Annotated in this window: 10 protein-coding genes; 7 read left to right on the top strand and 3 right to left on the bottom strand. The window is 71.5% G+C overall.

Annotation, left to right across the window (positions count from 1 at the left end):
- Positions 1-25: 25 nt before the first annotated feature.
- Genes SALPAC2_RS0109245 through SALPAC2_RS0109235 form a run of 3 tightly spaced genes read right to left on the bottom strand, consistent with a single transcriptional unit; the run spans position 26 to position 2,749 of the window.
- Positions 26-793 (bottom strand): TVP38/TMEM64 family protein, encoded by a 768-nt coding sequence (locus tag SALPAC2_RS0109245; protein ID WP_018216376.1) that lies wholly within the window; start codon positions 791-793, stop codon positions 26-28.
- Positions 790-1,512: a type 1 glutamine amidotransferase gene (locus SALPAC2_RS0109240; RefSeq protein WP_018216375.1), complete on the bottom strand. Its 723-nt coding sequence runs from the start codon at positions 1,510-1,512 to the stop codon at positions 790-792. Before SALPAC2_RS0109240 ends, SALPAC2_RS0109245 begins: the two co-directional genes overlap by 4 nt.
- Positions 1,502-2,749, bottom strand: a complete 1,248-nt coding sequence (locus SALPAC2_RS0109235; RefSeq protein ID WP_018216374.1) for a MurT ligase domain-containing protein — start codon at positions 2,747-2,749, stop codon at positions 1,502-1,504. The genes SALPAC2_RS0109240 and SALPAC2_RS0109235 overlap by 11 nt, the downstream gene beginning before the upstream one ends.
- Before the next feature lie 352 nt (positions 2,750-3,101).
- On the opposite strand from SALPAC2_RS0109235, the gene mraZ reads away from it, so the two are divergent.
- From mraZ to mraY, 7 genes are all read left to right on the top strand, one after another.
- A complete protein-coding gene (mraZ, locus tag SALPAC2_RS0109230) occupies positions 3,102-3,530 on the top strand; it encodes a division/cell wall cluster transcriptional repressor MraZ (protein WP_012014432.1) in 429 nt (142 codons plus the stop codon).
- Positions 3,531-3,734: 204 nt separating this feature from the next.
- Complete coding sequence (rsmH, locus tag SALPAC2_RS0109225) at positions 3,735-4,841, top strand: 16S rRNA (cytosine(1402)-N(4))-methyltransferase RsmH (RefSeq protein ID WP_018216373.1); 1,107 nt, start codon at positions 3,735-3,737, stop codon at positions 4,839-4,841.
- Positions 4,831-5,409, top strand: a complete 579-nt coding sequence (locus tag SALPAC2_RS0109220; protein ID WP_018216372.1) for a hypothetical protein — start codon at positions 4,831-4,833, stop codon at positions 5,407-5,409. Before rsmH ends, SALPAC2_RS0109220 begins: the two co-directional genes overlap by 11 nt.
- Positions 5,410-5,411: 2 nt before the next feature.
- Complete coding sequence (locus SALPAC2_RS0109215; protein ID WP_026184566.1) at positions 5,412-7,562, top strand: peptidoglycan D,D-transpeptidase FtsI family protein; 2,151 nt, start codon at positions 5,412-5,414, stop codon at positions 7,560-7,562.
- A 91-nt stretch (positions 7,563-7,653) separates the two neighbouring features.
- Positions 7,654-9,198 (top strand): UDP-N-acetylmuramoyl-L-alanyl-D-glutamate--2,6-diaminopimelate ligase, encoded by a 1,545-nt coding sequence (locus SALPAC2_RS0109210; protein ID WP_449619023.1) that lies wholly within the window; start codon positions 7,654-7,656, stop codon positions 9,196-9,198.
- Positions 9,195-10,610 (top strand): UDP-N-acetylmuramoyl-tripeptide--D-alanyl-D-alanine ligase, encoded by a 1,416-nt coding sequence (locus tag SALPAC2_RS0109205; protein WP_018216369.1) that lies wholly within the window; start codon positions 9,195-9,197, stop codon positions 10,608-10,610. Before SALPAC2_RS0109210 ends, SALPAC2_RS0109205 begins: the two co-directional genes overlap by 4 nt.
- The gene (gene mraY, locus SALPAC2_RS0109200; protein ID WP_018216368.1) at positions 10,607-11,731 is read left to right on the top strand and encodes a phospho-N-acetylmuramoyl-pentapeptide-transferase; all 1,125 of its coding nucleotides are present in this window, start codon (positions 10,607-10,609) and stop codon (positions 11,729-11,731) included. Before SALPAC2_RS0109205 ends, mraY begins: the two co-directional genes overlap by 4 nt.
- Positions 11,732-11,882: the final 151 nt, after the last annotated feature.

Below are 11,882 nucleotides of genomic sequence, written 5' to 3'. Positions count from 1 at the left end.
TGCTGGTCGATCTGGTCAGCGCCGGCTACGAGTCCGTCCTGGGCTGCCTGCCCCGCTCGGCGCGCCACCAGCGGTGGAGGAGCACCGCGCTGGCGATCAGGCCGAGCCCGGCCGGGGCGGCGGCGAACCAGTTGACCTCGCCGGGGGAGGTGACCGCGGCGCCGACGGCGGCGTATCCGAAGGCGGTCGGCGCGGAGGCGACGACGCTGCCGACCAGGAACGGCAACACCCGCGCCCCGGTGGTGCCGTAGCCGTAGCTGACCAGGCCGAAGCCGGCGATTGGCAGCAGCCGTACGGTAACGACACCGAGCACGTTCTGCCGGGTGAACCAGCCGTCCAACCGGGCGAGGCGACCACGAATCCGGTCGGCGACGAACTCCCGACCGAGGAACCGGCCGATGGTGAAGCCGATGGCGGCTGCCAGCAGTGCCGCGCCGAGCGCGTACGCGGCCCCCTCCACGGCGCCGAAGAGCGCACCGGCGGCCAGGGTGATGAAGGTACGGGGGACCAGCGCGACGAGCAGGAGCGCGCCGCCGCCGATCGCGGTGATCGGGGCGTACCCGCCCAACTGGTCGGCTAGGTGGGGCAGGGTCGCCGGGTCCGGGCGGGGAACCACCAGCAGCGCCACTCCGAACCCGGCGAGCAGGAGCAGTAGCAGGCCAAACCGGCCGGCCGCCGGGTCTTTCCCCCGCCACCAGCGGGGCTGGACAGCGGGGGGGTCCCAGCGGTGGGGGGTGCTCGGATCGTGGTGGCCGCCGCGGGGGGTGAGGTCGCGGCGGCCGTCGTGGGTCATGGTCGGGCGGCGGCAGCCACTGCGGCGTGGCGTTCGGCGCGGAGTCGGTTCGACCAGGTGTCGTCCAGCGGGGGGAGCTGGTTGACACCGACTGCCCAGCGCAGCAGCAGGTCGGCCAGGGCCGGGTTACGAGCCAGGGCCGGTCCGTGCGAGTAGGTGCCGAGCAGTTTGCCCCGCCAGGCCCCTTCGGTCCGGGTGTCGTTGCCGATCCCGGCGGTCACCTGGGCCAGCGGTGACACCTCCGGGCCGAGGCGGGTACGCCCACCGTGGTTTTCGAAGCCGGACAGCGGTGGCAGGCCCAGCCGCGGGTCGATGTTGCCGGCCAGTTCGCCGATGGCGCGGGTGGGGCCTCGGTCGGAGGAGAGGTCCAGTAGTTCCAGGCCGGCGTACTCGGTGCCCTTGGCGAAGAAGGAGGAGCCGAGGAGCTGGTAGCCGGCGCAGACACCGAACACCACCGCGCCCTGCGCGGCGGCACGGTGTAGGCCGCCGTCGGCGATGAGCCGCTGTGCCCCGAGCGCCTGCGGTCCGTCCTCGCCGCCACCGACCAGGTAGATGTCGGCGGTGGCAGGCAGCGGTTGGTCGGAGCGGACCTCCAGCACCTCGACCGGGTAGCCGCGCCGCTGGGCGCGGCTGGCCAGAATGAGGGCGTTGCCCCGGTCACCGTAGGTGGAGAGCAGATCCGGGTAGACCCAGACGATGCGCAGGCTGTCAGAGAACACGGTCCAACTCCGCTCGAATGTCCTGGAACGCGGTGTAGTTCGCGATGACCTCCAGTCGGCCTGGTGGGACCGACTGGATCGCCTCGGTGAAGGTGCGTACGTGCTGGAACGGCACGCCGTTCACGTCGAGTCGGACGGCCAGGTCGAACGCTCGGTCGCCGGTGATGAGCACCTGCCGGCCCCGCAGTGGACTGAAGTCGACGTCAAAGAGCCAGGAGGTGTCCAGCCCGTCGGGATCGCGGGCGTTGATGGACAGCAGGGTCGGCGCCTCGTCGGCCATGTCGAACGCCTCCAGCCAGCTGGCCGGGTTCTTCGCCAGCAGCAGGCGGATCAGCCGACCGTCTCGCTCGACCTGCGCGTACCGGCCGGCGATCGAGGTGACCGAGCCGAGCTTGAGTACGGCGTCAACCGGTCGTACGCCGAACTCGGCCGCGACGGCGAGGGCGGTGGCGGCGTTGCCGAGATTGACCGTGCCCGGGAGTTGGAGCTGGACCTTGTGCCAGGCACCGGTCGGATCGATCACGCCGTCGTCCTCGACGGACCACTGCGGCTGTGGCCGGCGCAGCGGGCAGCCGGTGCACCACCACTGGTTGTTCTGCCGGGCGATGGTCGAGCCGCACTCGGGGCAGACCCAGGAGTCGTCGTGCCAGCGTTGGCCCGCGCTGAACCAGGTGACCCGGGGCGGGGTGAGGCGCTGATCGTGATTGGCCGGCGGGGTGGCGGCCCAGACCACCATCGGGTCGTCCGCGTTGGCGATGACCCGTAGCTCGGGGTGGCGGATCAGCGCCGCCCGCCAGAGCTGCGCCATCATGGCGACCTCCCGGGCCCGGTCCAGCTGGTCGCGGGAGAGGTTGAGCAGCGCCACCACGTGGGCATCGGTGGCGTCCAGCACCTGCGCGAGGTAGTGCTCGTCCACCTCGAGCACCGCGTACGGGGTGCTGCCGGCCTTGGCGAGCGCCGAGGTGTGCCCGGTGGGCATGTTCGCGCCGAACGAGTTGGTGGCGACCTTGCCGAGTACGCCGACCGCGGCGGTGGCGAGGCGGGTGGTCGTGGTCTTGCCATTGGTGCCGGACACCAGGGCGATGGCGCGGCCCGCGGCGAGGTGCGCGAGTAGCTCCGGGTCGATCTTCAGGCCAATCCAACCACCGATAACCGAGCCGTCCCCGCGGCCCGCGGCCCGCGACAGGGCCGCGGCGGTCCGCGACACAGAGCTGGCCACCTTCGCCCGTAGGGGCATTCTCGCGTCCGTCACGCGAGCGAGGTTACTCCACGCCCGGGCTCCCCAGATCGCTGCTGGCGCGGAACGCTTCGACTCGTTGCCCGACGCGGCCGAGCCGATCGGGGCTGGGAGTTGAGTCGATCTATGTCGGACGGTTGGCGGCTCCCGGCGTGGTACTGCCCTCCACTCCGCTCCACCCGCTTTGACGTGCGGTTTTGGTGGGACGGTCGCCGCGCCGCGCGGGCGATTCTGGTTGCAGGTGGAGGGAAGTGGAGTAGAGTGGGGCCCGATGGTGCGGCCGGGAGGGCCCACCGGCCCGGGGGTCAGCGGCGCCGCGAACGCCGCTTGAAGGGGCGAGGGGGTTAGGGCCGTGTTCCTCGGCACCCACACTCCGCGCCTGGACGACAAGGGTCGGCTGATCCTTCCGGCGAAGTTCCGGGATGAGCTGGCGGGGGGTGTCGTGATCACCAAAGGGCAGGAGCGTTGCCTCTACGTATTTCCGACGCCGGAGTTCCAGCACATCGCGGATCAGTTACGCGCGCAGCCGATGACGCACAAGGCGGCCCGGGCCTACAGCCGGGTCTTCTTCGCCAGCGCGCACGACGAGGTCCCTGACAAACAGGGGCGGGTGACCATCCCGGGCCATCTGCGGGAGTACGCCGCGCTCGACCGGGATCTGGTGGTGATCGGTGCGCACACCCGGGTGGAGATCTGGGACCGGGTCGCATGGGAGAGCTACCTTGCCGAGAGTGAAGACGAATTCGCGGACATTGAGGAGGGGGTGCTGCCCGGCCTGTAGGCGCGACGGCGCCTGGCGTACCGCGAGATCTCCAGCCGCTTTCGAGTTCCTGGCATCCCTTCCCCGGTGCCAGGCGCACGATCCGATCGGGGGCCGTTGCCCGAAGGCGGGCGGGAGCGGATGGGGATCTGGCGGTACGACGACGGGGCGCCGTCCGAGGACAGGCACGGCACGACAGACGGGACGGGATCAGTGGGGGGCGACATGGGGGAGTTGCGCGGCGCGCACGTGCCGGTGCTGCTGGAGCGTTGTCTCGAGCTGCTGTCTCCCGCGCTGGACCGGCCGGGGCAGACGGTCTACGTTGACGCCACGCTGGGGCTGGGTGGGCACGCCGAGGCGATCCTGACGGCGCATCCGCGGACCGTGCTGGTGGGGCTGGACCGGGACACCGAGGCGCTGGCGCACGCCCGCGTACGACTGGCCCGCTTCGCTGACCGGGTTCACCTGGAGCACGCCGTATACGACGAGTTGCCCGAGGTGCTCGATCGGCTCGGCCGTCCGGTGGTGGATGGGATCCTCTTCGACCTCGGGGTCTCCTCGTTGCAGCTTGACGCGCCCGACCGCGGGTTCGCCTATGCGCAGGACGCCCCGTTGGACATGCGGATGGACCAGAGTCGGGGAGTGACCGCCGAAGAGGTGGTCAACACCTATTCGCATCCGGACCTGGCCCGGGTGCTGCGGGTCTACGGCGAGGAGAAGTTCGCGCCGCGGATCGCCTCGGCGATCATTCGGGAGCGGGACCGGGCCCCGATCACCTCGTCGGCGCGGCTGGCCGAGTTGGTCCGGCAGACCATCCCCGCGCCAGCCCGGCGTACCGGTGGGCATCCGGCAAAGCGAACTTTTCAGGCGCTACGGATTGAAGTGAACCGAGAGCTGGCGGCGCTGGAGACGGCACTGCCGGCGGCGCTCGACCGGCTCACGGTCGAGGGCCGGATGGTGGTCCTGTCCTACCACTCGTTGGAGGACCGGCTCACCAAGGTGGCGCTCGCGGACCGGGTTCGTAGCAAGGGCCCGATCGACCTTCCGGTCGAGCTACCGGGGACCGGCCCGACCTTCCGGCTGCTCAGCCGTGGGGCGGAGCTGCCCGGCGAGGCGGAGGTCGCAGTGAACCCACGGGCCGCCTCGGTGCGGCTGCGGGCCGCCGAACGGCTCGATCCGACCACGCAGCAGCGCCAGCGTACCGACCGCGAACGGTACCGGGGGCGGGTCCGGGCGATGCACCAACCGGGGACGGGGTCGGCCGTGCGGCGGTCGGCCTCGGGGGATGACGGGACAGGGGCGGATGACGAGGGGGAGGGACATGACGATTGACAAGCGCGACCGCCGGAACGGGGCCGGCGGCGGGCAGCGCGCACCGCGGTCGGGGGGCCGGATCGCGGCGGAGCGGGCCACGCGCACCGGCACCCAGCCGCGGCCGGGGGCGACCCGCGCGCGGGGCACGCGTGCGTTCCCGACCCAAGGCACCGCGGCGCTGCGCCCGAGCGCGCGGACTGCCAGCACCCGAACGACCCGACTGCGGGTGGCGCCACCGGCTCCGGTGTCGGTGCCGCGCGCACCGTTTGCCACGTTGGTCGTGGCACTGGTGGTCGGTGGGGTGCTCGGCATCCTGTTGGTGAACACCAAGATTAACGAGAACGCGATTCGGCTCAATGAGCTCCGGCAGGAGCAGACCACCCTCAACCTGCAGCAGCAGCAGCTGAACCAGAAGATCACCGAGGCGGAGGCACCGGGCAATCTGTTCGAAGCCGCTCGCAAGCTTGGCCTCGTCGAGCTCAAGCCGGGTTACATCCAGCTCCCCGACGGCGGCGCGGCCATCCATGTGCCGCAGCCGGGCAGCGGGCCCGCGTCGGGGGCCGGCCAGCCGGGTAGCGGGGGGTAATCGTGCCGCCTAGATCGGAGGAGCCGCGCCGGGACGCCAAAGGGTCCCGGCGCGGCCCGTCCCGCGCCGACAGTTCAGCCGACCCCCGCCCGGCGGAGTCGGGTGGTGGCATCTCTGGTGCCCGGGCCTACACCCCCCGCGGCCGTAGCATCGGCGAGCAGCGGCTGGGGGAGGCCCGCGCCGGTAGCGCCGAGCCCCGCCGGGCACCGCAGGGAGGTCGCGGTCGCTCCGGTGACCCGTTCCGTCCGGCACTCCAGGTGCTCAGCGGTGGGCGGGCCGGCGCTGCCCGGCGGGCGAACCCGCCGCGTCGCACCTCGGTGGTGCGCACCGTGCCCCGGCGTCCACCGGCGGAGGAGCCACCGCCACGGCGACGCCCGCCGCGGCCGACCTCAGCTCGACCGAAGCGACGCCGCCGACTGAGGCCACCCCGCCTGGCCGACCCCGGCCGTCGGCTGCGGCTCGGCACCGCGCTGGTGCTGACCCTTTTCACCGTCATCGGTATCCGGCTCGTCGTGCTGCAGGTCGTGGAGAATCCGGACTACGCCGGTGCCGGAATCGACGACCGGCTGAAAGTCGTGGTTCTGCCGGCGCCTCGTGGTTCGATCCAGGACCGGAACGGGGAGGTGCTGGCGCACAGTGTCGAGGCTCGGTACATCTTCGCCGACCCGACCCAGATCGACGATCCGGTGGCCACCGCGCAGGCGCTCTCCGAGCCGCTCGGTATCCCGGCGTCGGAGCTGGCCGATCGGATGCGGAAACGCGACGGGCCCAACGGCAACGCACTGCAGTTCGTATACCTCAAACGGGGGGTGGACATTGACCTGGCTGAGCAGATCGAGGACCTTGAGCTGAAGGGCATCGGAAACCACCGAGATGAGCGACGGGAGGTCCCCGGTGGGGACCTGGCCGCCAACCTGATCGGCATCACCAACCAGGAGATGAACGGGCTGGAAGGGCTCGAGGCCGGCTATGACAAGGTGCTCGCTGGCAAGGACGGCCTGGAACGCTACGAGGCGGGGTGGGGTGTGCAGATCCCCGGGGGCTTCAGCGAGACGACCGAGGCGAAACCGGGCAGCTCGCTGTGCCTCACCCTCGACCGGGACCTGCAGTACATGGTCCAGGCCAAGCTGGCCGAGGCGATGGAAGCGGTCAACGGCTCGACCGCCACCGCGGTCGTCCTAGAGGTGGGCACCAGCGAGGTTCTGGCCCAGGCCTCCTACCCCACCTACGACGTCGCGAACTGGGGGGAGAGCGACCCGGCCGACCGGGACGACGTGGCGACCACGTTCGTGGTCGAACCGGGGTCGGTGCACAAGGCGATCACGTTCGGCGCCGCCCTCCAGGAAGGCGTCATCAGCCCGGACACCACGCTGCCCGTCCCCAACGTCGTTCGCCTCGGCGGCGTCCCGTTCACCGACACCACCAAGGCGGACGGTCAACGGATGAGCCTGGCGGGGATGATGGCGCACTCCTCCAACGTCGGCACCATCGCCATCGCCGACCAGCTCGGTCCGGACCGGCTCATCGATTACCAGAAGCGCTTCGGGCTGGGTGAGCCGACCGGTGTCGGGCTGCTCGGCGAGGCGAGCGGCGCGCTGCTGCCCGCCGACGAATGGAGTGACTCGTCGTACGGGTCGGTGCCGATCGGGCACAGCGTGGACGCCACCGCGATCCAGATGGCTGCCGTGTACGCGACCATCGCCAACGACGGCACGTACGTCGCGCCACGGCTGGTGAAGGAGATCGTCGGGCCGGGGGGAGAGCGGACGACGCCGGAGGCGCCGACGACCCGGGAGGTGCTGACCCCGGAGACCGCCGCCGAGCTGCGTACCCTCATGGAGGCGGTGACCACCGTTGACGGCGCGACCGGCCGGGCCGCGGCGGTCTCCGGCTACCGGGTGGCGGGTAAGACTGGCACGGGCTGGCGGCTGGTAGACGGGCAGCGGCAGCCCGGTGACGTGGCGTCGTTCATCGGGATGGCCCCGGCCGAAAAGCCCCGCTTCGTGATCGCTGTCTTCGCCCACACCCCAAATGGCGGGGGTGGCGACATCGCCGCGCCGGTGTTCGCCGACCTGATGCGGTTCACCCTGCAGCACTATCGGGTGCCGCCGTCGCAGGTCCCACCGCCCAACTTTGACGTCTTTCCCCGGTGAGCAGCGTAGACGGGACATCATCGGTGCGTGCCGACGAACCACCGGGGCGGCTGTTCGGCCGGAACCGGACGACCGGGTAGGGTCTGACGCCGTGTCCGGCAAACCTCGCCCTCGTAGCGTGACCGGAATCCGGCTCGGTAACCTCGCCGCTCGGCTCGCCGCCGAGTCCGGCGCGGACGCCGTTGAGCTCCGGTCCGGTTCAACGGAACCGACGGTCACCGGGGTGACGCACGCCAGCCAGGAGGTCCGCCCCGGCGACCTGTACGCGGCCCTGCCCGGTGCCCGGCGGCATGGTGCCGAGTTCGTCTCGGCCGCGGCCCAGGCTGGTGCGGTGGCCGTGTTGACCGACCCGGACGGCGCGGCAGCGACCGCGGAGGCCGGGCTACCCATGTTGGTGGTGCCGGACCCGCGGGCCGTGCTGGGGGACCTGGCCAGTGTGGTGTACGGCGATCCGACCGCCGGGTTGACGGTGATCGGGGTGACCGGGACCGCGGGCAAGACCTCCACGGCGTACCTGGTCGAGTCGGGGCTGCGGGCGGCCGGGCACACCACCGGCCTGATCGGCACCGTGGAGACCCGCATCGGCGATCTGGTGATCGACAGCGTCCGGACCACGCCCGAGGCGACCGACCTGCACGCCATGCTCGCCGCTGCCCGGGAGCGCGGCGTCACCGCCGTGGTCATGGAGGTGTCCAGCCACGCCCTGGCCATGGGGCGGGTCGGCGGCGTCCGGTTCACCGTCGGCGGCTATACCAACTTCGGCTCCGACCACCTCGACTTCCACGCCGACTCCGCGGACTACTTCGCCGCCAAGGCGAAGCTCTTCGACGGCCGCTGCGCGGTGGAGGTGCTCAACCACGACGACCCGGCGCTGATGCCACTGCGTCGACCCGCCACCGTGACCTACTCCGCGGCGGGTGACCGCTGCGCCACCTGGTGGGCCGACGAGGTCGGTGGCGAGGGGTACGCGCAGCGCTTCACCCTGCACGGCCCGGACGGGCTGACCCTGCCCGCCGGGGTGGCCCTGCCCGGTCGACACAACGTCGCCAACGCGCTGCTCGCCGTCGCCGTGCTGGTGGCGGCCGGGGTGGCGCCACGGGCCGCCGTCGCGGGGGTGGCCGACTGCGGCGGCGTTCCCGGTCGGCTGGAGCTGGTGCCGTCCCCCGGCCCGGTGCGCGGCGTCGTCGACTACGCGCACAAGACCGATGCGATCGTCGCCGCGCTGGCCGCCCTGCGGGAGTTCAGCACCGGGCGGCTGATCTGCCTACTCGGCGCCGGCGGCGACCGGGACCGGGGCAAGCGGCCCCTGATGGGCCTCGCCGCCGCCCAGGGAGCGGATGTGGTGCTGGTGACCGACGACAACCCGCGGACCGAGGATCCCGCCGAGATCCGGGCCGAGGTGCTCGCCGGCGTGCGGCGGGCCGACACCGAGGTGCAGGTCCTGGAGGTGCCCGGTCGGCGTACGGCGATCACGGAGGCGGTCGAGCTCGCCGAGCCCGGGGACGTGGTGGCGCTGTTGGGCAAGGGGCACGAGCAGGGGCAGGAGGTTGGCGGGCAGATGCATCCCTTCGACGACCGCACGGAGCTGGCCGCCGCACTGCGGGCCCGCTTCGGCGACCGGCCGGGGCAGTCGTGATCCGGCTGAGCCTGGCCGAGGTGGCGGTAGCGGTTGATGGCCGGTTGGTCGCCGCCGACCCGGGCGTGCTGGTCACCGGCTCGGTCGAGTTCGATTCCCGCAAGGTAGGCCCAGGCGGGCTCTTCGTCGCCTTCCCCGGGGAACGGGTGGACGGGCACGACTACGCCGACGGGGCGATCCGGGCGGGCGCGGTGGCGGTGCTCGGCACCCGGGTGCTGCCCGGCGTGCCGATGGTGCTGGTAGCCGACGCCCAGCTGGCGCTGGGGCGACTGGCCCGCGCGGTGACGGATCGGCTGCCCGAGCTGACCGTCGTCGGCCTCACCGGCTCCTCGGGTAAGACCAGCACCAAAGATCTGATCGCTGCCCTCACCGCTCGACTCGGGCCGACGGTCGCCCCGCCCGGCTCGTTCAACAACGAGCTGGGGCACCCCTACACGGCACTCCAGGCCGACCCGGGCACGCGTTACCTCGTGTTGGAGAAGGGGGCCCGCGGGGTGGGGCACGTCAGCTACCTCTGCGAGGTGGTGCCGCCGCAGATCTCCGTGGTACTCAACGTGGGGGTGGCCCACATCGGTGAGTTCGGTTCCCGAGAGACCATTGCCCTGGCGAAGGGGGAGCTGGTGGCGGCGCTGCCGGCGGAGGGGCTGGCCGTACTCAACGCCGACGACGACCTCGTCGCCGCGATGGCGTCGCGAACCCGGGCCCGGGTGGTCCGCTTCGGCGAGGCCGCTGATGCGGAGGTGCGCGCCGTTGACGTGGTGCTGGACGAGCGGGGCCGGCCCTCGTTCACGCTGGTGACTCCGGAGGGGCGCGCGCCGGTGCGGCTCGGGCTGACCGGCCGGCACCAGGTGTCCAACTCGCTCGCCGCCGCCGCGGTCGCCCGGGAACTGGGAATGCCGGTTTCTGAGCTGGCGACCGCCCTGGGTGAGCTCGGGTTGGTCTCGAGTCGTCGGATGGACGTCTTCGAGCGGGTGGACGGGGTCACCGTCATCGACGACTCGTACAACGCCAACCCCGCCTCCATGGCCGCCGCCCTGCGGGCGCTGGCCGGGTTCGAGCGGCGGCGCACCATTGCGGTGCTCGGCTACATGGCCGAACTGGGGCCGTACGAGCAGGAGGGGCATGCCGAGGTCGGGCGACTCGCCGCCGACCTCGGGGTGGACCGGTTGCTCGTGGTGGGCGAGGCGGCGGCCCCGATCCATCAGGGCGCAACATCGGTACGTGATTGGGAAGGAGAATCGGTGCAGCTCACCGATCAGGCGGACGCCGTCGAGGTGCTGCGGGGAGACCTGCGGCCCGGTGACGTCGTCCTGGTGAAGGGCTCGCGGTACCGCACCTGGGAGGTGGCGGACGCGCTGCGCGCCGACGCTGGGACCGATCGGGGCGCGGGAGCGGACGGTGACCTGGCATGAGGTCAGTCATCGTCGCGGTCGGGGTGGCCTTCCTGGTCTCGCTGTTCTGCACCCCGATCGCGATCAAGGTCTTCACCCGGTTGAAGGCCGGCCAGCCCATTCGGGCCGAGGGGCCGGTGATGCACCAGGGCAAGAAGGGCACGCCGACGATGGGTGGGGTGGTCTTCATCCTGGCCACCGTCATCGCGTACGTCGCCGGCCACCTGGCCCTGACCACGCTGCCGGACGCGCAGATCGCTCAGGTCGAACCGACCATCACGGCGCTGGTGCTGCTGGGGCTGATGGTGTTCTCCGGCGCGGTGGGTTTCATTGACGACTTCCTGAAGGTCCGCAAGCGGCACAGTGGTGGCCTCAACAAGCGCGGCAAGCTGCTCGGCCAGATCCTGGTCGGCGCGGTGTTCGGGGTGATCGCGCTCTACTTCCCGAGCACCATGACCGACTCTCAGGGCACGTCGACCAACACCGAGACGGTTGGCAGCACGACGTTGAGTTTCATCCGGGACATCCCGGCGCTGGAGCTCACCAAGGTCGGTGCGGTCATCCTCTTCATCTTCGTGGTGATGGCCGCCACCAACGGCGTCAACCTCACCGATGGTCTGGACGGTCTGGCCACCGGCGCCTCGGTGATGGTGCTCGCGGCGTACGCGCTGATCGCCTTCTGGCAGTACCGGCACTGGTGCGCGGACCCGAACTACACCCAGGAGTACTGCTACGCGGTCCGGGACCCGCTGGAGATCGCGTTGATCGCTGGCGCGGCGGCCGGCGCCTGCGTCGGCTTCCTCTGGTGGAACACCTCGCCGGCCCGGATCTTCATGGGAGACACCGGGGCGCTGGGCCTGGGTGGTCTGATCGCCGGGATGGCGATGTCCACCCGAACGATCCTGCTGCTGCCGATCATCGGCGGACTCTTCGTCATCATCACGATGTCCGTGGTGATCCAAATCATCTCGTTCCGGACCACCGGTAAGCGGGTCTTCCGGATGTCACCGCTGCAGCACCACTTCGAGCTCGCCGGCTGGAGCGAGGTCAACATTGTGGTGCGGTTCTGGATCATCGCCGGCATCGGGGTGGCGATCGCCCTGGGCCTGTTCTACAGCGAGTTCCTCGCCAGCGTCGGTTGACCGGACCCAGCGTTTCGACACGCCGAGGAGACGGTTGCGAGGGCCACGCGTCCCCCACCCGCGATGATGTGCGGGTGGGGGAGGGACCAGATCAAGAGGACAGCCCGGGGGCGGGGCGGCGCCGGCCGTCGGGGGGTACGCGTACCGCCGA

Source organism: Salinispora vitiensis, assembly GCF_000378825.1.
Classification (GTDB): domain Bacteria; phylum Actinomycetota; class Actinomycetes; order Mycobacteriales; family Micromonosporaceae; genus Micromonospora; species Micromonospora vitiensis.
Note: the sequence above shows the minus strand (reverse complement) of the source record. Positions and strands in the feature narration are given on the sequence as shown.